General features: G+C 64.8%; 14 protein-coding genes. 13 read left to right on the top strand and 1 reads right to left on the bottom strand.

All coding sequences use genetic code 11. The features are described from left to right. The first annotated feature begins 177 nt into the window (after positions 1-177). From rny to miaB, 5 genes are all read left to right on the top strand, one after another. On the top strand, positions 178-1752 hold the full coding sequence (rny, locus tag F7O44_RS19395) for a ribonuclease Y (protein ID WP_162451943.1): 1575 nt from the start codon (positions 178-180) through the stop codon (positions 1750-1752). Between the two features lie 313 nt (positions 1753-2065). Beyond that, positions 2066-3031: a TAXI family TRAP transporter solute-binding subunit gene (locus tag F7O44_RS19390; RefSeq protein ID WP_222851509.1), complete on the top strand. Its 966-nt coding sequence runs from the start codon at positions 2066-2068 to the stop codon at positions 3029-3031. A gap of 98 nt (positions 3032-3129) precedes the next feature. Continuing rightward, positions 3130-3702, top strand: coding sequence for a DUF1850 domain-containing protein (locus tag F7O44_RS19385; protein WP_162451942.1), 573 nt, complete (start codon positions 3130-3132; stop codon positions 3700-3702). Between the two features lie 14 nt (positions 3703-3716). After that, positions 3717-5960, top strand: a complete 2244-nt coding sequence (locus tag F7O44_RS19380; protein WP_162451941.1) for a TRAP transporter permease — start codon at positions 3717-3719, stop codon at positions 5958-5960. Positions 5961-5973: 13 nt separating this feature from the next. Then, a complete protein-coding gene (miaB, locus tag F7O44_RS19375) occupies positions 5974-7479 on the top strand; it encodes a tRNA (N6-isopentenyl adenosine(37)-C2)-methylthiotransferase MiaB (protein WP_162451940.1) in 1506 nt (501 codons plus the stop codon). A 72-nt stretch (positions 7480-7551) separates the two neighbouring features. Here the strand turns inward: miaB and F7O44_RS19370 are convergent, their stop codons facing one another. Beyond that, the gene (locus F7O44_RS19370) at positions 7552-8046 is read right to left on the bottom strand and encodes a hypothetical protein (protein WP_162451939.1); all 495 of its coding nucleotides are present in this window, start codon (positions 8044-8046) and stop codon (positions 7552-7554) included. 692 nt (positions 8047-8738) lie between these two features. Between F7O44_RS19370 and F7O44_RS19365 the strand changes: the two genes are divergently transcribed. From F7O44_RS19365 to hflX, 8 genes are all read left to right on the top strand, one after another. Continuing rightward, a complete protein-coding gene (locus tag F7O44_RS19365) occupies positions 8739-10484 on the top strand; it encodes a glycine/sarcosine N-methyltransferase (RefSeq protein WP_222851508.1) in 1746 nt (581 codons plus the stop codon). Between the two features lie 106 nt (positions 10485-10590). After that, positions 10591-11787, top strand: a complete 1197-nt coding sequence (metK, locus tag F7O44_RS19360; RefSeq protein WP_162451938.1) for a methionine adenosyltransferase — start codon at positions 10591-10593, stop codon at positions 11785-11787. Positions 11788-11888: 101 nt separating this feature from the next. Then, complete coding sequence (locus F7O44_RS19355; protein WP_162451937.1) at positions 11889-12872, top strand: PfkB family carbohydrate kinase; 984 nt, start codon at positions 11889-11891, stop codon at positions 12870-12872. Positions 12873-13002: 130 nt separating this feature from the next. Then, positions 13003-16554, top strand: a complete 3552-nt coding sequence (gene metH, locus F7O44_RS19350) for a methionine synthase (protein ID WP_222851507.1) — start codon at positions 13003-13005, stop codon at positions 16552-16554. Positions 16555-16796: 242 nt separating this feature from the next. Beyond that, the gene (ahcY, locus tag F7O44_RS19345; protein WP_162451936.1) at positions 16797-18281 is read left to right on the top strand and encodes an adenosylhomocysteinase; all 1485 of its coding nucleotides are present in this window, start codon (positions 16797-16799) and stop codon (positions 18279-18281) included. Positions 18282-18441: 160 nt separating this feature from the next. After that, positions 18442-19380 carry a tRNA (adenosine(37)-N6)-dimethylallyltransferase MiaA gene (gene miaA / locus F7O44_RS19340; RefSeq protein WP_425501407.1) on the top strand — a complete coding sequence of 313 codons (939 nt, stop codon included), beginning with the start codon at positions 18442-18444 and terminating at the stop codon, positions 19378-19380. 78 nt (positions 19381-19458) lie between these two features. Beyond that, positions 19459-20430, top strand: coding sequence for a diaminopimelate epimerase (locus F7O44_RS19335; protein WP_162451935.1), 972 nt, complete (start codon positions 19459-19461; stop codon positions 20428-20430). A 558-nt stretch (positions 20431-20988) separates the two neighbouring features. Further along, positions 20989-22506 carry a GTPase HflX gene (gene hflX / locus F7O44_RS19330; RefSeq protein WP_162451934.1) on the top strand — a complete coding sequence of 506 codons (1518 nt, stop codon included), beginning with the start codon at positions 20989-20991 and terminating at the stop codon, positions 22504-22506. The last annotated feature ends 19 nt before the right edge of the window (positions 22507-22525 follow it).

Genomic DNA, 22525 nt, shown 5'->3' with positions numbered 1-22525 from the left:
GGGGTTAGTATTCGACGGCGCGCATACGATGCGTGGGCTGTGGGATGTGGTTGGCCATATATGGCTAGCTCAGTATGGTGGGCAGGGCACGAGGCTCTTGTGCATGACGACCATCGCGGTTGCGGACGGTTTCCGCCGAAGCTTCGCCCGCGAGGGCGCTGATGTGAGGAGCCGACGATGGAGACTGGTACTGCGATCCTCATCGTCGGCATTGTCGCGGTTGTCGCCGCTACAGTTGTTGCCTTCTTCCTTGTTCGTCGCGCCAGTCAGCGTTCCGCTGACGAGCAGCAGGCAGCTATTTCTGCCGAACAAGAAGCAGCGCAGGCTCAAGCCGCCGGTATCACCGAGGCGGCACAGAATGAAGCCACCGAGATTCTTCAGCGTGCGCGTGCCGAGGCAGAACAATTCGAGCAGCACGCAGACGAAACGAATGCGCAGATTCGGGAAAAACGGCTCGATCTAGAACAGCGAGAGGCGCGGCTCGGCCAACGCGAAGCTCGGCTTCATATTGAGAACCGTGCCCTGGAGGGCCGCGAGTACGAGCTATCTCGCCAAGAGGCGGCTATCGCGGCCAAATTCGTCGAACTCGAAGAACTCGAGAATGCTCGGCAGGCCGAGTTGGCACGAGTCGCCGGCCTGAGCGCCGACGAGGCGAAGAACGAACTCGTCGAAGTGATAGAGAACCAGGCCAAGCGAGAAGCGGCCATCAGAGCGCGGGAAATCGAACGCGAGGCGAACGAGGACGCCAAGAAGCGCGCGCGGGAAATCATCACACTGGCCATTCAGCGCCTTGCGTCGGAGCAAACGGCCGAAGCCGTGGTGTCGGTGCTGAATCTGCCCGGCGATGAGATGAAAGGGCGCATCATCGGCCGCGAAGGCCGCAACATCAGGGCTTTCGAGCAAATCACCGGCGTGAACGTCATCATCGACGACACCCCGGAGGCGGTGCTTCTCTCGTGCTTCGATCCGGTGCGCCGTGAGATCGCGCGGTTGACACTGGAACAGCTCGTCCTCGACGGCCGGATTCACCCGCACCGAATCGAGGAGCAGTACCACCGCAGTAAGGCCGAGGTCGAGAACCTTTGTGTGCGCGCCGGCGAAGACGCCTTGGTCGAGGTCGGTGTTGCCGACGTGCACCCCGATCTGGTCGTGTTGCTCGGCCGGTTGCGGTATCGCACGTCGTACGGTCAGAACGTGCTTCAGCATCTGCTGGAGTCCGCGCATCTGGCCGGGGTGATGGCCGCGGAGCTCGGTCTCGACGTCGCGCTGGCCAAGCGTTGTGCGCTCCTGCACGACATCGGCAAGGCACTCACTCATGAGGTTGACGGCAGCCACGCTCTGATCGGGGCCGAGATCGCGCGTCGCTACGGCGAGAGCGAAGACGTCGTGCACGCCATCGAGGCGCACCACAACGAGGTCGAGGTCCGCACCGTGGAGGCCGTTCTGACGCAGGCGGCCGATGCGATCTCCGGCAGTCGTCCGGGAGCCCGGCGGGAGTCCCTCGAGGCCTATGTGAAGCGGCTCGAGCGGCTGGAAGAGATCGCGATGTCGCAGGAGGGCGTCGAGAAGGTCTTCGCCATGCAGGCCGGGCGAGAAGTCCGGGTCATGGTGCTGCCCGACGTCGTGGACGACCTCCAGGCGCAGGTGCTGGCGCGGGATATCGCCAAACAGGTCGAGGAGGAACTCACCTACCCGGGTCAGATCCGGATCACGGTGGTTCGGGAATCTCGCTCCACGGAGTTCGCTCGCTAGTTCCCCCGCAGGGACCACGAGTCGTTCGCCGCGAGCGGGCGGCCAGGCGCGATGTGTCACGAACGTGACACGAATCCGACTCGGTTCCGCGTCCCAGACACGCCGGAGTGCTGATCTCCTTGCCCGTGGCTTCCAGGCGGCCTTAACGTCAACGCAAAGTCACCTGTTTGTCCTAGTGATCCGTGGAGTCGACCATGAAACTCCGATCTACCACGAACGAGGACAACACCCCGTAGCACCGCCGGATCGCGGCCGCGGCCTCTGGTCAACGCCTCGCGATGCGGCTATGGGTTTTCTGATCTCGAGGAGGACAATGAACATGACAAGGGCGGAGCGCACTAAAGCGGGACGGATTGCCGCGTTGCTGGCGGCTCCCGCGTTATTCCTGGCGGCGTGTGGGGACGGTACGGAGTCCCTCACCATCGCTACGGGTTCCACCGGCGGCACGTACTTCCCGCTTGGTGGTGCTATCGCCGGCGTGTGGAACGACAACGTCGAAGACGTGCGGGTGAGTACCCAATCCAGTGGTGCATCGGACGAGAACCTCGCGCTCCTGCACGACGAAGAGGTCGACCTGATCATGGCGGTGAACGGACGGGCCGCGCTCGCCCATGCCGGCGCTGATCCGTTCGACGGCGAAGATCACGACATCACCTTCATCGGCAACGTCTACCGGGAGGTCAACCAGATCGTCGCGCGTGCCGATGCCGGTATCGAGACGGTTGAGGACCTGGACGGCATGCGCGTGGCGATCGGCCCGCCTGGCAGCGGGACAGAAGCGTTCGCTCGTGACCTCATGGAGCGGGCCGGCATTCAGGTCGAGGAGTTCCAGGACACCTTCGGTGACGCCGCCGACCGGCTCCGAGACGGTTCCATCGACGCGACGTTCGGCATCCTGGCGCTGCCGGCCGGTAGCCTCGAGGAGGTCGCGACGGCCATCGACCTGACTCTGGTCTCGCTCGAAGGTGAGCTGCTGGAGCAGACGCTGACCGATGATCCATCATTGACCGAGGTCCCGTACGAGCCCGGCACCTACACCAACATTGACGAGCCGGCCACACTGGTGACCAACTGGGCGACGCTCTATGCCCGGTCGGATCTCGACGACGACACCGCCTACGAGCTCACCAGGGTGATGTACCAGGAGACCGAGGCGATTATCGCCGCGCACGCCACGGCGGAAGAGATCGACATCGAGACCGCGCTGGACGGCCGTGGTGACATTCCGCTGCATCCGGGCGCCGAGCGGTACTACGAAGAGGTCGGCGCGTTGGACTGAGGTCTCACGAGGGGCGATGAACCCGTCGGCGGGTGAACCCGCTCGAACTGGCGCGTGGTGACCGTTGGCGGGCGCTGATCAGAAAGGCGAGCCTCGAGGTGAGCAGGACTGCTTCGAACCGGGTGGTGCGGCTGGAATCCGAAGCCGCACCACCTTCGCGGCAGCGTCGGGCCAGATATGTCGTGGGCACGTTGCTGGTCGCCCTTCTGCTGTCGCTGGCGGGCGCCGGGTGGATGCGGCTGGCCGGTTCCGGCGAGCTCCGGCTTGAGATCTACGACCACGGTGCGGAAACGGTGGCCTTCAGTCGGCCCGTCGCGCCTGGTGAGGGGTTCGACTTGGAACACACTCATTCAGTGACCAAGAGGCTGGTGGTCGAGTCGTTCTCGATCGATGAGGCCCCACAGATCCTGCTCGACGAGCTTTGGTTCGACGAGTTCGGTCCCAACCTTCCCGCGGGCGCGGAAGAGAGCGGTGATCGGACGACGACGTTCCTTCACGAAGACGGCGCGTATCGTGTCCTGCATCACGGTTTCCCGATCGGCACGGTCCCGGTCCGGGTCGGCAGCGAGGCGGTTGATCACGTGCTGGTTTTCTCCGACGGTGACCGGGTGCGGTTGCTGGATGTCGCCCGCGCGGGCGAGTATGTCGAACTCGCTGTTCACGAACGATAGACAAGGCGGAGGCGATGGCTGACGACAGACAGCCCGGGCCGGTTCCCCATGAGGGATACGTGAGCCGAGCTTCGGCGCAGGTTCCCGCTGAGCTGCCCGACGAGATCATCAAGGAGATCGAGAAGGATGTAGCTCAGCTCGAGGAAGCCGGCTTCACCGAGGCGACGGTCAAGACGCGTGCGCATATGCAGGTGTGGTGGCGGTGGGCGTTCTTCATCCTGGCGCTGTCGCTGAGTGTCTTCCATCTGTATACGGCCATCTTCGGGCAGCTACCGAGCCACCAGCAGCGGACATTCCATCTGGCGTTCGGTCTGGGACTGACGTTTCTGCTGTACCCGGCCAAGATGGAGTTTCAGAAGCGAGAGATCCGCCGCAGCTGGATTATCACCGGAATGATCCTGGCAGGTCTGCTGTACCTCGTTGCCATAGGCGACGCGGGCCTGCACGCGGCGTTGCCGGCGGTCGGCATAGTACTGCTTGTCCAGGCCGCCAGACACGCCCCGTGGGCGCTGGCCGGTATGCCCGTGGCTGACGTCGTGCTTTCGCTCCTCGGGTTCTTCAGCGGGCTGTATCTGTTCTTCAACTCCAGGGAGATTCTCAGCCAGGCGGGCCGACATGATGACGTCCATCTCGCCGTTGGCACGATCGGCATCATGCTGATCCTGGTGGCCGCCCAGCGCGTCATCGGTACACCGCTGGTGGCGGTGGCGGTGGTCATGCTGGCTTATGCCTATCTGGGTGAGCAGATGCCGGGTTTCCTGCAGCACGGCGGCTACTCGATCGACCGGATTGTCTCCACGCAGTTCCTCGGCACCGAAGGGGTCTTCGGGACACCGATCGCGGTATCGTCCACATTCATTTATCTGTTCATGATTTTTGCCGCGATGCTGCAGCGCACCGGCATGGAGAAGTTCTTCACCGAGGCGGCTTTCGGCGCCACCGGATGGATGACCGGTGGGACAGCCAAAGTCGGGGTTATGACCAGCGCATTCTCCGGGACCATCACCGGGAGCTCGGTCGCCAACACGGTGGGCAACGGCGCTTTCACTATTCCGATGATGAAGAAGTCGGGATACAAGGGCGAGTATGCCGGCGCGGTCGAGGCGGCGTCGTCCACCGGTGGCCAGCTCGCGCCTCCGATCATGGGCGCGGCGGCGTTCATCATGATCGACATCACCGGGCAGCCGTACTCGGAGATCATGAAGGCCGCGATCATCCCGGCCATCCTCTTCTTCGTCGCGCAGTACGTGATCATTCACTACGACTCGAAGCGTCTGGGGATCGGCGGCCTCCCGCGTGACCAGCTGCCTAACGTGCGAAAGCTGATCCTTCGTAAGGGATACTTGCTGATCCCGATCATCGTGATCTTCGTTGTCCTGCTTCAGGGGCAGACGCCGATGCGGGCGGCCACGACGGCGATCGTCGTCGCGATCGGGATCAACGTGCTCGCGCAGCTCATCATGTTGGCCTTCCGGCGATGGCGGGCGATGGAGGACAAGCTCTCGCCGTTGACGTTCCTGGACGGACTGGTCGACGCCGCCCGGCTGGCGCTGCCGATCATCGTGGCGTGTGCCGCCGCGGGGCTCATCGCCGGCGTCATCACGTTGACGGGCGTTGGGCTGCAGCTGGGCCGTGAGCTGGTGAACCTCGCCGGAGGCTACCTGCTGCCGACGGCGGTACTGGCGATGGTCGCCTGTCTCATCCTGGGGATCGGGGTGCCGACCACGGCGAACTACGTGATCACCGCCACCCTGGCCGCACCGGCCATCATGATCGCGGGAGGGTTCGGTCCCGAACAGATCCTCATCGCTCACATGTTCGTCTACTACTTCGGTGTGTTGGCCGACATCACGCCGCCTGTCTGTCTCGCTTCATATGCTGCATCGGGTATTGCTCGTAGCAATCCGATGCGCACGGGTGTGCAATCGGCGCGTATCGCACTCGGTGGTTTTGTGGTGCCCTACATGTTCCTGCTGTCGCCGGAGTTGTTGCTGCAGGACGCGACCTGGGTCACCGGGATACTCGCCTTCCTCAGCGCACTGTTCGGGATCCTGTGCCTCGGGGTGGCCGTCGTAGGGTACGTCGATCGCAAGATCAACCCTGCTTTGCGGGTGTGCTTGGCGGCTTCCGGGCTATTGCTGCTGCACGGTTCGATCGCCGCTGATGCCATCGGTCTGGCCGGCGGGCTGGCGATCTTCTTCTGGCAGTGGTGGACCGGACCCCATGCTCGGCGGCGGCAGGCCGCGATGACAGCGTAGCCTTGGTACTGAGATGAGCGAGCGTACTTACCATGTCCGCACCTTCGGGTGCCAGATGAACGTCCACGACTCCGAGCGGCTGGCCGGGTTGCTTGACGATGCCGGTTTGACCAAGGCCGACGACGTCCGGCGGGCGGACGTCGTCGTGCTCAACACCTGTGCCGTCCGGGAGAACGCGGACAACAAGCTCTACGGCAACCTCGGCCACCTGGCCTCGGTGAAGGCCGGCCGGGAGGGTATGCAGATCGCCGTGGGCGGTTGTCTGGCGCAGAAAGACCGGGACGAGATCGTCCGACGCGCGCCGTGGGTCGATGTCGTCTTCGGGACCCACAACGTCGGTTCACTACCGGCGCTGCTGGAGCGTGCGCGGATAGAGCAGGAGGCGCAGGTCGAGATCGTCGAGGCGCTGGAGGTCTTTCCGTCCTCGCTACCTTCGCGACGGGAGAGTCCGTACTCTGCCTGGGTAGCCGTCAGCGTAGGGTGCAACAACACCTGTACCTTCTGCATCGTGCCCGCGTTGCGCGGACGCGAGAAGGACCGCCGCCCGGGCGACGTTCTCGCCGAGGTCGAGGCGCTCGTGTCCGACGGCGTCATCGAGGTCACGCTGTTAGGGCAGAACGTCAACGCGTACGGTGTCGAGTTCGGCGACCGTTACGCGTTCGGCAAGCTGCTCAGAGCCGTGGGCGCCGTCGACGGCCTGGAACGGGTGCGGTTCACCAGCCCGCATCCGCGTGACTTCACCGACGACGTCATCGCCGCCATGGCGGAGACACCCACGGTGATGCCGCAACTGCACATGCCACTGCAGTCCGGCTCAGACCGGATCCTGCGGGCAATGCGCAGGTCGTATCGGCAGCAGCGTTACCTGGACATTGTGGGCCGGGTCCGGGAAGCGATGCCACACGCGGCCATCACTACCGACATCATCGTTGGTTTCCCAGGTGAGACGGACGCGGACTTCGAACAGACGCTGCACGTGGTGCGCGAGGCCCGGTTCGCCTCGGCTTTCACGTTCCAGTACTCCAAGCGGCCGGGGACTCCTGCCGCCGAGATGGAGGAGCAGGTGCCGCCAGACGTCGTCAAAGAGCGGTATCAGCGGTTGGCCGCTCTGGTCGACGAGGTCGCGTGGAGCGAGGCCGGCGGGCTGGTCGGAGCAGAGGTCGAGGTCCTGGTGGCCGACGGCGAAGGCCGCAAGGATGAGAAGTACCAGCGGCTCTCAGGCCGGGCGCGGGACAACCGTCTCGTGCACTTCGCCGTGCCCGCCAACACGCCGTTGCCCCGGCCGGGCGACATCGTGACCGTCGAGGTCACGCGTGCTGCGCCGCACCACCTGGTCGCTGACTCGGCACTCGCCGGAGGGCGGTACGAGGTTCGCCCCACCCGGGCTGGTGACGCCTATGAGCGAGCCACGCGTGCCTCGCAGGCTGACGACGGCCAGGGGCGGGTGCTGCTGGGCATGCCGGCTCTGGGCGCTCCGCCGCCGGAACCGGTGGCCGCGCCCGGCTGCGCAGCACCTTAGAACGCGGGGCAAATGGGCACGCCGCCCGGCGACTGCCTGTTCGCGCTGGCCGTGCGCTACGAGCTGGCGTGATCAGGCGGACATCGTCGGGTGCTGGCTGCTCTGTTCGATTCGCCTGCGTAGCGCATCCCGGAACGTGACACGTGCGCGGTCGGCGACGGCAAGGGTGCCGAGAAGGCACACAGCGACGACGAACACCGTGGCGATGGCGCGGATGTCTTCGTGTACGCGGGCGAAGGGACCCCACCCATCCAGAGAGGCGAGCACCAGCAGGCCGCTCACGACGGCAGCTATGACGAGACCTCGTCGACGGGGACGTGGCAGCTCAGGTTCCGGCCGGCCGGCCCACCAGATGGCCACCCCCATGGCGCTCAAGACCGCGCCGAGCACACCTAGCCCCACCGGCTCCCAGGCGATCGCGGCCACCCCTAGCGAGATGGCGACTCGGGCGGGGAGTCCCCCTGGATACCGGCCGCGAGCGGGTATCCAGGCGATGGTCAGGCACAGACCGATCAGCAGAACGACACCAGCGGACACGATCGGCAGTGCGTCGTCGGTGGAGACCATGCTCGTATTCGACCACGTTCGAGCGTCGTCGCGACAGCCGCGGGGTCCCCGGCGAGTCAGCGGGTGCCGCTGAGGATGGTCCCTTGTACCACATGGTGGACCGGCGGGATCCGCCCGGGAGGGCCTGAAACACGGCCCTGACCTAGGCAAATGGCGACATTCTCACTGACTAGGCGACAGTAAAGAAAAGGCGAAAAAGTTGCGCTATTTGAAACGGTTGCGCTGATGGGAACATTTCTAGACAAGCTGATAATGTCAGTTCCATCGCGTTGTGAGGATCCGATCAGCGCTCCGAGCATTCTCCGCAATGTGCGGTCCACCAGCAATGATCATGCAAACAAGGTGGGATAACGTCACTACTTTACGGCATTGAATCTGGGCTGATCTAGTGCCCCGGGAAGGCTTCCGGGACTTGTGTTGATCTTCCATCTGAATTCTCGGAAAATGCCCAGGTCAGGGCGCATTCTTGGGGCGAGAGTTGATATGTCCGATCGCATCCTTTAGCGTATTAAGCGTGCGACGCGGCCGAGCAGCAGGCCGCGTCGTGACGCTGGGACCGGTCCTGTGAAATACCGACGGGTGTCGGACGAGAGGCGGGCGGAAAGCGTCTGTGCCAAGGCGCACGCCGCCTGCGACCAGATCCGGCTTACGAGGGCTGCTGGCGGCTGACCCAACGATGCTTCGGCCACCGCATGTCCGGCGGGCTGCGTGAACACTGGGAGTTGTGCATGGCGAGAAAGAACAGCGAAGCCGTTGAAGTTGCAGGCAGAGCCAAGGAGCCGGAGCCGGAGTCATCCGGTAACCCCGATGTTCACCAGGACTTCGGTGACGATCCGCTAGAAGTTCGCACCACCGATCACTACACCGAAGAATACGTCACGGGCTTCGTCGACAAGTGGGACGAGCTGATCGACTGGAAGGCGCGCTCGGAGAGCGAGGGCACCTTCTTCGTCGAGCAATTGAAGAAGCACGGCGTGCGCAAGGTGCTGGACGTGGCCACCGGTACCGGATTTCATTCCGTGCGGCTCCTCGAAGAGGGGTTCGAGACGGTCAGCGCCGACGGCAGTCCGCAGATGCTGGCCAAGGCCTTCGAGAACGGCGTCAAGCACGGTGGTCACATCCTTCGCGTGGTAAACGCCGACTGGCGCTGGCTCAACCGTGACGTGCATGGTGAATATGACGCAATCGTGTGTCTTGGTAATTCATTTACCCACCTGTTCACCGAGCGCGACCGGCGTAAGGCGCTCGCTGAATTTTATGCAATGCTCAAGCATGACGGAATCTTGATTCTAGATCAGCGTAATTACGACTCGATCCTCGATCAAGGCTTTTCGTCGAAGCATACATATTACTATTGCGGTGAAGATGTCTCCGCTGTGCCGGAACATGTCGACGACGGGTTGGCGCGTTTCCGCTATAACTTCGCGGATGGCTCTGAATACCACCTCAATATGTACCCGTTGCGGAAGAACTATGTGCGGCGGCTCATGCGCGAGGTTGGATTCCAGCGCATCGAGACTTATGGCGATTTCCAGCAGACGTACCGCGAGGACGAGCCAGATTTCTTCATCCACGTGGCAGAGAAGCGTTACCGGCCGGATGAGGAGTTGACCGACGTGTACTCGTCCACCGTCAACGTGGCGCGTGACTACTACAACTCTGATGACGCGGACAACTTCTACGCGATCGTGTGGGGCGGCGAAGACATCCACGTCGGCCTCTACGCCTCGCCCGACGAAGACATCGCCACCGCGAGCCGCCGAACCGTCGAGCAGATGGCAGCGGCACTCAAGCTGGATGAAGACACGAAGATTCTCGACCTCGGTGCTGGCTACGGAGGATCGGCTCGTTACCTGGCGAAGACATTCGGCTGCAAAGTCACCTGTCTCAACCTCAGTGAGGTCGAGAACGAGCGAAACCGCAAGCTCAACCGTGAGCAGAATCTCGACGACCTGATCACTGTCGTCGACGGTTCATTCGAGGACCTGCCGTTCGAAGACAATTCCTACGACGTCATCTGGTCGCAGGACGCGTTCTTGCACAGCGGCGATCGCAGCCGGGTGCTCGAGGAAGCGACCCGTGTTCTGCGGCCGAGCGGGACGTTCATCTTCACCGACCCGATGGCCGCCGACGATTGCCCGCGGGGAGCGCTGGAGCCGATTCTGGCCAGGCTGCAACTCGAGACCATGGGCTCGCCCGATTACTACCGCCGTGAGCTTTGGCGACTCGGCCTCGGCCAGGTGGAGTTCCACGACGAAAGCGCGCAATTGCCGCAACACTATGGCCGCGTGCTGAATGAGCTCGAGAAGCGGACAAGCGACCTGGACGGCCGGGTGAGCTCGGAGTACCAGGAGCGAATGAAGGCGGGCTTGAAGAATTGGGTCAACGGCGGGAACGCCGGGAACCTCGCATGGGGCGTCTTCGTCGCGCGCCGGTAAGACCTTCGGAGGCCCGGAGCCTATTCGGCTCCGGGCCCCAAAAGACGTGTTCCCTGACCGGCGCGGCACAGCGCGACCGTCAAGACAGAGAAGAGAGTTAACAGTTATGGCACATCGACGTTTGTTCACCAGCGAGTCGGTTACCGAGGGGCATCCCGACAAGATGAGCGACGCGATCAGCGACTCGATCCTGGACGCGATGCTCGAACAGGATCCGAAGTCCCGGGTAGCGTGCGAGACACTGATCACCACCGGCCAGGTCCACGTGGCCGGTGAAGTCACCACCGCGGGTTATGTGGACATCCCGTCCGTGGTGCGCGAGCGCATCCTGGAGATCGGCTATGACTCCTCCGCGAAGGGCTTCGACGGCGCATCCTGTGGCGTCAACGTTGCCATCGATGCGCAGTCCCCGGACATCGCGCAGGGTGTGGACACCGCGTTCGAGGCCCGAGTCGAGGGCGACAAGGACGAGATCGCCGCTCAGGGCGCCGGTGACCAAGGCTTGATGTTCGGCTTCGCGTGCACCGAGACGCCGGAATTGATGCCGTTGCCGATCGCGCTGGCGCACCGGCTGTCGCGCCGCTTGACGGAGGTCCGTAAGAACGGCGCTCTGCCGTATCTGCGTCCGGACGGCAAGACTCAGGTCACCGTGGAGTACGAGGACGGCAAGCCGGTGCGGCTGGAGACCGTCGTCGTGTCGAGCCAGCACGCCGCTGACATCGACCTCGAAGAGATGCTGACCGTCGACGTTCGTGACCAGGTCATGAAGCCGGAGATCGAGGCGCTCGGCCTGGACACTTCCAACACCCGGTTGCTGGTCAACCCGACCGGCCGGTTCGTCATCGGCGGCCCGGTGGGTGACGCCGGCTTGACCGGCCGGAAGATCATCGTGGACACCTACGGCGGCTACGCACGTCACGGCGGCGGCGCGTTCTCCGGCAAGGACCCGTCCAAGGTGGACCGCTCGGCCGCTTACGCGCTGCGCTGGGTGGCCAAGAATGCCGTCGCCGCCGGCCTGGCCGACAAGATCGAGGTGCAGGTCGCCTACGCCATCGGCAAGGCCGCGCCCGTCGGTCTGTTCATCGAGACCTTCGGCAGCGAGAAGGTCGACCCCGCCAAGATTCAGATGGCCATCGAAGAGGTCTTTGACCTGCGCCCCGCGGCGATCGTGCGCGATCTGGACCTCTTGCGGCCGATCTACGCCCCGACGGCTGCCTATGGCCACTTTGGCCGCACGGACGTCGACCTGCCCTGGGAGCGCACAGACCGGGTGGACCAGCTGAGGGCAGCGGCCAGGGTCTAGTACGTGCCCTGGTGGGCTCGGCGGCAGACGATGCCGCCGGTCCACGACCCCCGCTATTCATCAACGCCGGCGGCCACCGCCCCGACGACGAGGAGAAACCCGTGCGCATTGCAGTGACCGGATCTATCGCCACCGACCATCTGATGGTCTTTCCCGGTAAGTTCGCCGACCAGTTCGTGACCGACCAACTCGATCAGGTGTCGTTGTCCTTCCTGATCGACCGCCTCGACATCCGTCGAGGTGGAACGGCGGGCAACATCGCGCTCGGATTCGCCAAGATGGGGTTGACTCCACTGCTCGTCGGGGCCGTCGGGCGTGACTTCAACGAGTACCAGGAGTTCCTGGACCAGCACGGGGTGGATACCGCCTCGGTGCTGGTCTCGGACGACAAACACACTGCTCGATTCGTCTGCACCACCGACGAGACCCAGAGCCAGATCGCATCCTTCTACACCGGGGCGATGGCAGACGCTCGTAACATCGAGCTCACACCGATCGCCGACCGCGTCGGCGGACTCGACCTGGTGCTGATCTGCCCGAACGATCCGATGGCGATGTTGCGCCACACACAGGAGTGCCGGGAGCGTGATTACCGCTTCGTCGCCGATATCGGCCAGCAGGTGGCCCGGATGACCGGTGAGGAGCTCCGCGGCCTGGTTGACGGTGCCGCTTACCTGTTCACCAACGAGTACGAACACAGCCTGCTACTGGAGAAGACGGGCTGGTCGGAGGCTGACGTGCTCGGCCGGGTCGACTCGTGGATGACGACGCTCGGCCCTGCGGGGGCCAGGTTGCGTTCCAACAGCGGCGAGACCGTTTCGGTGCCCAGCGTCCCTGCCAAGCAGGAAGTCGATCCGACCGGTATCGGTGACGCTTTCCGGGTCGGCTTCTTCTCCGGTCTCGCGCACGGGATCTCCACCGAGCGGGCCATGCAGGTGGGCGGCGTGCTGGCCACCATCGTCCTCGAAACGCTCGGTGGTCAGGACTACGAGCTGAAGGCGGACGCCTTCGCCAAACGATTCGCCGACGCGTACGGCCAGGATGCCGCGGCCGAGATCGCACCGGTCTTGGCTCCGTTGACCTAGTACACAACTGATGAACGCGGCGCATTAGGAGACGGGAGAACGACAGGAGGACGTGTGTACGCCCGAGCGTCATCAGTGATCTGGAACACAATGGTGTCGGACGGACGTTGCAGACAAGGAGGTGAGCATCGTGGCTGAGAATGCGTTCCTGAGCGCGTTGAGTCAGCGCGTTCTCGTCGCCGACGGCGCGATGGGCACCCAACTGCAGGCTCAAGACCTCACGCTGGACGATTTCGACGGGCTGGAGGGCTGTAACGAGATCCTCAACGTGACCCGTCCTGATGCCGTCAAACAGGTGCACCGGGGTTTTCTCGAGGTCGGCTCCGACCTGATCGAGACCAACACGTTCGGCACCAACCTGCCGAACCTCATGGAGTACGACATCCCGGAGCGCATTCGTGAGCTTGCCGAGGCGGGAGCGCGGCTGGCGCGGGAGAGCGCTGACGAGTACTCCACCCCGGACAAACCTCGTTTCGTGCTCGGCTCGGTGGGGCCGGGGACCAAATTGCCCACTCTCGGTCACATCACTTATGCCGAGATCCGCGATGCCTACATCGAACAGGTCCGCGGCATGCTGGCTGGAGGCATCGACGTCGTCCTGGTCGAGACCAGCCAGGACCTACTGCAGACCAAGGCTTCGATTCTCGGCGCCAAGCGGGCTATGGAGGCCGAGGGACGCACGGTGCCGATCGTCGCGCAGGTAACCGTCGAGCTGACCGGCACCATGCTGGTGGGCAGCGAGATCGGTGCGGCGCTGACCGCGCTCGAGCCGCTGGGCATCGACATGATCGGGATGAACTGCGCCACCGGGCCGGCGGAGATGGGCGAGCATCTGCGCTATTTGTCGCAGAACGCCCAGGTGCCGCTGTCGGTGATGCCCAATGCGGGCCTTCCGGAGATCGGTCCCAACGGCGCTGTCTACCCGCTCGGCCCGGATGCCTTGGCCGAAGCTCTGAGCGGGTTCGTCACCGAGTTCGGCACCCAGATGGTGGGTGGCTGCTGTGGCACCACGCCGGAACATCTGCGCAAGGTCGTCGAAGCGGTGTCCGAACTATCGGTGCCGCGCCGGGAGCCGCAGCGCGAGGCCGCGGTGTCCTCGGTGTACCAGTCGGTGCCGTATCGCCAGGACGCCAGCGTGCTGATGATCGGTGAACGTACCAACGCCAATGGTTCCAAGGCGTTCCGGGAGGCGATGGCGGAGGAGCGCTGGGACGACTGCGTCGAGATCGCGCGGGCGCAAACCCGCGAGGGGGCGCACCTGATCGATCTCTGTGTCGACTTCGTCGGCCGCGATGGCGTAGCCGACATGGACGTGCTGGCCAGCAGGTTGGCGACCGCCTCGACGCTGCCGATCATGCTGGACTCCACCGAGCCCGAAGTGATCCGCGCCGGACTGGAGCGCATCGGCGGGCGCTGTGTGATCAACTCGGTCAACTACGAGGACGGGTCCGGTCCCGACTCCCGGTTCCAGAAAGCGATGCGGATCGCATCGGAACACGGCGCGTCCGTGGTGGCCCTGTGTATCGACGAAGAAGGACAGGCCCGCACCGCCGAGTGGAAGATGCGGGTGGCGCGGCGCCTGATCGAGGACCTCACCGCCAACTGGGGTGTCGCCGTCGAGGATATCGTCGTCGATACTTTGACCTTTCCGATCTCCACGGGACAGGAGGAGGTCAGGCGTGATGCGATCGAGACCATCGAGGCGATCCGGCAGCTGACTACCGAGTTCCCGACCGTGCAGACCACCCTGGGCATCTCGAACGTCTCGTTCGGTCTGAACGCCGCCGCGCGGCAGGTGCTCAACTCGGTCTTCCTGCACGAGTGCGTCGAGGCCGGTCTGAGCACCGCCATTGTGCACGCGTCGAAGATCTTGCCGATGGCACGTATCCCGGACGAACAGCGCGAGGCCGCTCTCGATCTGATCTACGACCGCCGTCGTGAGGGCTACGACCCCCTGCAGAAGTTCATGGAGCTGTTCGAGGGCGCCACCGCCGCGTCCAACCGGCAGAGCCGGGCCGAAGAGCTCGCCGGGTTGCCGCTGGCCGAAAGGCTCGAACGGCGGATCGTCGACGGCGAGCGCAACGGTCTCGAGGCCGACCTCGACGAGGCGATGACAGAACGCTCACCCCTGGACATCATCAACGACACCCTGCTGTCCGGGATGAAGACCGTCGGTGAATTGTTCGGCTCGGGCCAGATGCAGCTGCCGTTCGTGTTGCAGTCGGCCGAGGTGATGAAAACCGCCGTCGCGCATCTCGAACCGCACATGGACAAAGACGACAGCGGCGGCAAGGGCCGCATCGTGCTCGCCACCGTCAAGGGCGATGTCCACGACATCGGCAAGAATCTGGTCGACATCATCCTGACCAACAACGGCTACGACGTCGTGAACATCGGCATCAAACAACCGATCAACGCGATTCTCGATGCCGCCGGCGAGCATGACGCCGACGTCATCGGCATGTCGGGCCTGCTCGTCAAGTCCACGGTGATCATGAAAGAGAACCTGGAAGAGATGAACTCCCGTGGCGTGGCCCAGACCTGGCCTGTCGTCCTGGGGGGAGCAGCGCTGAACCGCGCTTACGTCGAGGACGACCTCGCCGACATTTTCGAAGGTGAAGTCAGCTACGCACGCGATGCCTTCGAAGGGCTGCGGCTGATGGACTCGATCATGACCAAGAAAAAGGGCGGCGTCGTCGAGGTCGACGACGAAGTGGAGAAGAAGCGTGCCGAGCGCAAGGCGCGCCGTGAACGCTCCAAGAAGATCATGGCGGCCCGCGCGGCCGCAGGTGGTGGGGACGACGAAACCGACGTGCCCGCGCGCTCGGACGTGGCCGAGGACGTCCCGGTGCCATCCCCGCCGTTCTGGGGCAGCAGGGTGGTCCGCGGGGTTCCGTTGGCCGATTACTCAGCCATGCTGGACGAGCGGGCCACGTTCCTCGGGCAATGGGGCCTGCGCGGCGCCAAGGGCGGCGAGGGCCCGTCGTACGAAGAACTGGTCGAGACCGAGGGCCGGCCCCGGTTGCGCGCCTGGCTTGATCAGCTGACCACCGAAGGTGTGCTGGCGCACGCGGCCGTCGTCTACGGGTACTTCCCGTGTGTCTCCGAGGGTGACGACGTCGTCGTGCTCGAGTCGCCCGAACCAGGCGCTGCCGAGCGCCACCGGTTCTCCTTCCCGCGACAGCGCCGCGACCGCCGGCTCTGCCTGGCCGACTTCTTCCGCTCGCGTGAGCGTGCCGAGCAGACGGGTCAGGTCGACGTGATCCCGATGCAGCTGGTCACGATGGGCCAGCCGATCGCCGACTTCGCGAACGAACTGTTCGCGAAGGACTCCTACCGGGACTACCTCGAGGTCCACGGTCTCGGAGTGCAGCTGACCGAGGCGCTGGCGGAGTACTGGCATCGACGGGTCCGTGAGGAGCTGCTGTTCGACGGCGACAAGCCGGTGGCTGCGGAGGACGCTGAGGACATCACCGAGTTCTTCAAGCTCGGCTACCGCGGTGCGCGGTTCTCGCTGGGCTACGGCGCGTGCCCCGACCTCGAAGACCGGACCAAGATCGTCGATCTGCTCGAGCCGGACCGGATCGGCGTCAAACTCTCGGACGAGCATCAGCTCCACCCCGAGCAATCGACCGATGCATTTGTCGTACACCACCCGGAGGGAAAATACTTCAACACCTGATGAAAGCGACGCGGCAGCGGGGAAGCGAGTTCCGTTGGCGGGCCCGGCAGAGATGCCGTTCTCGCCCAGCAGACTCGTCGTCGCCCAGGGGCTCCTCCTCGCTGATGCCCGCCACACCATGAACGGCATCTCTGCCGCGCCCTCGCGGGTGCGCTCGCCCCGGGTGCCACGCCGATACTTATTCGCTGCCTCACCCGCGAATAAGCTGGAACTGACCAACGCGTTAAAAGGAGCAAGAGCATATGACCGCCGCGACATTCAGTCCGTCCGTACCGAAGCAGACGATCAACGGCATCGACTTCGCCGTAGCCGACCTTTCGCTGGCCGAGTACGGTCGCAACGAGATCCGGCTGGCCGAGCACGAGATGCCAGGCCTGATGGCGCTGCGCGAAGAATATGGCCAGTCGCAGCCGCTGAAGGGTGCGCGGATCGCCGGTTCGCTGCACATGACGATCCAGACGGCAGTGCTGATCGAGACGCTGGTGGCACTGGGCGCTGAGGTCCGCTGGGCCAGCTGCAACATCTTCTCCACGCAGGACCACGCGGCCGCGGCCGTCGTCGTCGGGCCGAAGGGCACGCCTGAGGCGCCGTCCGGCACCCCGGTGTACGCCTGGAAGGGTGAGTCGCTGGAGGAGTACTGGTGGTGCACCGAGGAGATGCTGACCTGGCCTGGGGGCAAGCAGGCGAACATGATCCTCGACGACGGCGGCGACGCCACCCTGATGGTGCACAAGGGCGTCGAGTTCGAGAAGGCCGGCGCCGTGCCGTCGCCGGACGAGAACGACCCCGAAGAGTGGAAGGTCTTCCTCGGGCGGCTGGCCGCCTCGGTGGGAACCAACCCGTCGAAGTGGACGAGTCTCGCGGCGGAGATCAAGGGTGTCACCGAAGAGACCACCACGGGTGTCCATCGCCTGTACCAGCTGGCTGAGGCCGGCGAGCTGCTCTTCCCGGCCATCAATGTCAACGACGCCGTCACCAAGTCGAAGTTCGACAACAAGTACGGCTGCCGGCACTCCCTGGTCGACGGCATCAACCGCGCCACCGACGTGCTCATCGGCGGCAAGACCGCGGTCATCTGCGGCTACGGCGACGTCGGCAAGGGCAGCGCGGAGTCGCTGCGCGGCCAGGGCGCCCGGGTGATCGTCACCGAGATCGACCCCATCTGCGCGCTGCAGGCGGCCATGGACGGCTACCAGGTCGCCGTTCTGGAGGACGTGCTCGACCAGGCTGACATCATCATCACGACCACGGGCAACAAAGACGTGATCACCATTGAGCACATGGAGAAGATGAAGCACCAGGCCATCGTCGGTAACATCGGCCACTTCGACAACGAGATCCAGATCGCGGAGCTGGAGCGTTACCCCGGCGTCAAGCGGGTCACCATCAAGCCGCAGGTCGACGAGTGGACCTTCCCCGACGGCCACTCGATTATCGTGCTGTCCGAGGGCCGGCTGCTGAACCTCGGCAACGCCACCGGGCACCCGTCGTTCGTCATGTCCAACTCCTTCTCGGACCAGACGATCGCGCAGATCGAGCTCTTCACCAAGCAGGGCGAATACGGCACCGACCAGGTGTACCTGCTGCCGAAGCACCTGGACGAGAAGGTTGCGCGGGTGCACCTCGAGGCGCTTGGCGGCAAGCTCACCAAGCTCCGCAAGGACCAGGCCGAGTACATCGGCGTTGACGTGGAGGGCCCGTACAAGCCGGATCACTACCGCTACTGAGCTAGCGGCATGCGTCAGAGGTTGCTGACGCTGGTTGCGCGCGGAAGACTTCCGCGCGCAGCCTGAGTTCACGATGTGTGGCCTGGCCAGCGTATTGCTGGCCAGGCCACATGTGGTTGCATGTGAGACTGGAGAGGTGAACGGAACGGAAGAGGTGCCGATCCTCGCGGTCGTGGGGCCCACGGCCGCGGGTAAGAGTGAGACGGCGATCGACCTGGCTGTCCATCTCGGCGGCGAGGTGATCAACGCCGATTCGATGCAGGTCTATCGCGGAATGGACATCGGCACCGCCAAAGTCCCTCCGGACCAGCGACGTGGTGTCAGGCATCACCTGCTCGACGTGCTCGACGTCACTGAACCGGCTACGGTCGCCGAGTTCCAGTCCATGGCGCGTTCGGCCATCGCCGACTGCCGGGAGCGTGGTGCCGTGCCGGTCGTCGTCGGCGGCAGCGCACTCTACATCCGCGCGATCCTCGACCAATTCGAGTTCCCGGGCACTGACCACGAGATTCGGGCACGGCTCGAGGGCGAGCTCGCCACGCTCGGTCCGGCGCGCATGCACGCCCGCCTGGCGGAACGCGATCCGGCTGCGGCAGAGGCCATCCTGCCGAGCAACGGCCGGCGGATAGTGCGTGCGCTGGAGGTCATCGAACTCACCGGCCGTCCGTTCGCGGCGGCGCTCCCACCTCGTCGCTATGCGTTCGACCACGTGGCGCAGATCGGGCTGGATGTGCCGAGACCGGTATTGGACCAGCGCATCGAGCAGCGAGTACACGCGATGTGGGCGGCGGGGCTGGTGGATGAGGTGCGGGCACTTCGGGCGCAAGGGTTGGAAGCCGGCCGTACTGCCAGCCGCGCGCTCGGATACGCGCAGGTGCTCGAATTCCTGGCCGGTGAACGCAGCGAGGACGAGGCCCGCGAAGAGGTCATCCGAGCCACTCGCCGCTTCGCGCGGCGACAAGACTCGTGGTTCCGGAAGGACGAGCGGATCAGCTGGGTTCCCTTTGACGCCGAGGACCGCACCGAACGCGCGATCGCCGAGACCGGATCTGTGTGCTCAACGGCCGCGGATCGGGTACATGATGTACATGGCCGTTGAGCGCGTCGCGGCGGCGTATAGGGGATCCCGAGCGGGGTGCGGTGCCGTCGGTGGCGGCACCCGCTGAGAATGGATGAGATGAGTACGCGAGCTGAGTTCATCAAAGGGCATGGCACCGAGAACGACTTCATCTTGCTGCCCGACCCGGACGGCACCGTGGGGCAGTATCTGGGCGGGCAGACGGTCCGGCGCCTGACCGACCGATACTCCGGGATCGGCGGGGACGGCCTGATCCGGATCGTCCGTACGGTTGACGTCCCGGAGGCCGAGGATCAAGCCGATGCCGCCGAGTGGTTCATGGATTACCGCAACGCCGACGGCACCGTGGCGGAAATGTGTGGCAACGGGGTGCGGGTCATGGCGAAGTACCTCTTCGAGCACGGTTTCGCCGACGGCAGCTCGCTGACTCTGGCAACCCGCGGAGGCGCCCGGATCGTGCACGCGGAACCTGACGGGCAGTACACCGTCGAGATGGGCACGGCGAGGGAGATGACTGGTGCCGGGGCACCGGAACTCGACAGCGGCCACCGCTGGCCGGAGGTCACCGTCGGCATGAATGATCGCAGCTGGCCGGCGACGGCGGTGGCGGTGCCGAACCCGCACGCCGTCGTGTTCCTCGATCACCTCGACGGTGTGAACCGCACTGGCAGTGGCGAGGACGCGGACCGTGCCGACGTGCCGGATCCGGCGGCGCCGGGCCTCCCGGTCACCGAGATCGGTGCCCTTGCCGATCTGGGCATGCTGACCACCGTCCCGACGTTGAGCCCGGAGCCGGTTTTCCCCGACGGAGCCAACGTGGAGTTCGTGGTTGATCGCGCCGAACGGCACATTGCGCTACGCGTCTGGGAGCGGGGTGTGGGGGAGACGCGGTCGTGCGGCACCGGGGTGTGCGCGGCCGCGTGGGCGGCGATGCGCCGCGACGGTGCTACCGGGGCCGCATACACCGTCGACGTGCCAGGTGGCCGGTTGAGGGTGACCGAGCGCGCGGACGGTGAGCTGTTGCTGACTGGTCCGGCCGAGCTGGGTGCACGCGGCTCGATTGTGCTGTGACCAGGCGCTGGAACCCCGAATGACGCTCGAGCAAGAGCGTGTGACGCACGTCACAGAATCCTGATGGGTGTCCGGGACGTCTCCTCCTATAGAACGACGGCGAAGGGCGACTACGGGCTGACTACATGCTCGTGATCGCCACATATCGTCGTCAGTGGTGGCCATCCGCGGGGGACGGCCACCATGGTTGGAGAGGTGACGGGATGGCGAGCATCGAAACCGAGCGTCGTGAACTTGTGCTGAGGGCGGCGGCCTTGCGCTCCCGCCGGCGTGCGGCCGGGCGGAGGGGCAGACGGGCCGTGTCCGCTCGAAGTGTGTCCGCGCTTCGCCTGGCCGCGTCGGCGGGTCACAGAACACGATGAGAATTCACCTCCGTGGTTGAAGATCCGGCTTGACGGGAGCTATGAGGTGAGTGGTCGCAAGACCTTCAAAACTCAGATGATCCCCGGCGGCGCCCGTGGCATCCTTGAAACCGGGGATGCGCGGGCGCCGTTTCTGTGTTGAACCACGAGTAAGCTGGTTGAGAGACAGCCCCGGTCACGGGGCGGAAGAAGGAGCATGACGACCACACCAGAATCGGCTACCACGTTCGAACCGTATGCTGCGCCGTCCGAAGCCGTTGACCCATCGTGGGCCGGCAACGAAACTGGCCGGCCGGTTGGTGAAGAAGACAGCGCCGCGGAAACGAGCCAACGGCCCGGCCTCGACGGCACCACGGGTGACTTTGATCTTGAAGATCGGCATTCGTTGCGCCGAGTGGCGGGTTTGTCCACTGAGCTCGAAGAAGTCACCGAGGTCGAATACCGCAAGTTGCGCCTCGAGCGGGTGGTGCTGGCGGGAGTCTGGTCCGGCGGAAACTCTGCCGATGCCGAGAACTCCATCGTCGAACTGGCAGCGCTGGCCAAGACAGCCGGCTCGGTGGTTCTCGAAGGTCTGGTCCAGCGCCGTAACCATCCGGATCCGGCCACCTACATCGGCTCTGGCAAGGTGGAAGAGCTACGTGAGGTGGTCACCGCCACCGGGGCCGACACCGTCATCTGTGACGGCGAGCTGACCGCCTCCCAGCTGCGGAACCTGGAAGACCGGGTCAAGGTCAAGGTCGTCGACCGGACCATGCTCATCCTCGACATCTTTGCCCAGCATGCCAAGAGCCGCGAGGGAAAGGCCCAGGTCGAGCTCGCCCAGCTCGACTACCTCTCGCAGCGGCTGCGCGGCTGGGGTGACAGCTTGTCCAGGCAGGCCGGTGGGCGTGCGGGTGGCGCCGGTGGAGGCGTCGGAACACGTGGCCCCGGTGAAACCAAGCTTGAGACCGATCGCCGCCGTATCCGTACCCGGATGGCCAAGCTCCGCCGCGAGCTGGATGGCATGCGCACCGCCCGCGAGACCAAGCGAGCCAACCGGCGGCGCAACGCCGTTCCCTCGGTGGCCATCGTCGGCTATACCAACGCCGGGAAGTCCTCGCTACTGAACCGGCTGACCGGTGCTGGGGTTCTCGTCGAGGACGCGTTGTTCGCCACCCTGGACCCCACCGTGCGGCGTGCGCAGACGTCCGACGGCCGGGAGTACACCTTCACCGACACCGTTGGGTTCGTCCGGCATCTGCCACACGAGCTCGTGGAGTCGTTCCGTTCCACGCTGGAAGAAGCCGGCGACGCCGATCTCCTGCTACACGTGGTCGACGGTTCACACCCGGATCCGGAGGGCCAGATCACAGCGGTGCGCGAAGTACTTGCCGAGATCGGTGCCAGCTCCGTGCCGGAACTGATCGCGGTCAACAAGATCGACGACGCCGACTCGCTCGACGTCACCCGGATATTGCGCGCCGAAGCGCGTTCGGTAGCCGTCTCCGCCCGTACGGGGCTAGGCATCGACGAGTTACGAGCCCGCATCGAGGACGAACTACCCAGGCCACCTGTCGAGGTGGACGCGCTGGTTCCGTATGAACGTGGTGAGCTGCTGTCCAAGCTGCACACCGCTGGCGATGTGATGTCGCTCGAGCACGAAGCCGAAGGGACACGCGTGCGCGCCCGCGTCTCGCAGAGCCTCGCCGCGGCATTGGCCCCGTTCTCGCGCTGACGTTTGGCTGTCCGGTCGT

Origin of the sequence: Phytoactinopolyspora mesophila, assembly GCF_010122465.1 — a bacterium.
Classification (GTDB): domain Bacteria; phylum Actinomycetota; class Actinomycetes; order Jiangellales; family Jiangellaceae; genus Phytoactinopolyspora; species Phytoactinopolyspora mesophila.
The sequence above is the reverse complement of the archived record's forward strand: the minus strand, read 5'-3'. Positions and strand labels throughout refer to the sequence as shown.

Coding starts and splice junctions, on each gene's coding strand:
- ahcY (WP_162451936.1), top strand. CDS start 16,797: ATGACCGCCGCGACATTCAGTCCGTCCGTACCGAAGCAGACGATCAAC.
- F7O44_RS19380 (WP_162451941.1), top strand. CDS start 3,717: ATGGCTGACGACAGACAGCCCGGGCCGGTTCCCCATGAGGGATACGTG.
- F7O44_RS19390 (WP_222851509.1), top strand. CDS start 2,066: ATGAACATGACAAGGGCGGAGCGCACTAAAGCGGGACGGATTGCCGCG.
- metK (WP_162451938.1), top strand. CDS start 10,591: ATGGCACATCGACGTTTGTTCACCAGCGAGTCGGTTACCGAGGGGCAT.
- hflX (WP_162451934.1), top strand. CDS start 20,989: ATGACGACCACACCAGAATCGGCTACCACGTTCGAACCGTATGCTGCG.
- miaB (WP_162451940.1), top strand. CDS start 5,974: ATGAGCGAGCGTACTTACCATGTCCGCACCTTCGGGTGCCAGATGAAC.
- F7O44_RS19370 (WP_162451939.1), bottom strand. CDS start 8,046: ATGGTCTCCACCGACGACGCACTGCCGATCGTGTCCGCTGGTGTCGTT.
- F7O44_RS19335 (WP_162451935.1), top strand. CDS start 19,459: ATGAGTACGCGAGCTGAGTTCATCAAAGGGCATGGCACCGAGAACGAC.
- F7O44_RS19365 (WP_222851508.1), top strand. CDS start 8,739: ATGTCCGGCGGGCTGCGTGAACACTGGGAGTTGTGCATGGCGAGAAAG.
- rny (WP_162451943.1), top strand. CDS start 178: ATGGAGACTGGTACTGCGATCCTCATCGTCGGCATTGTCGCGGTTGTC.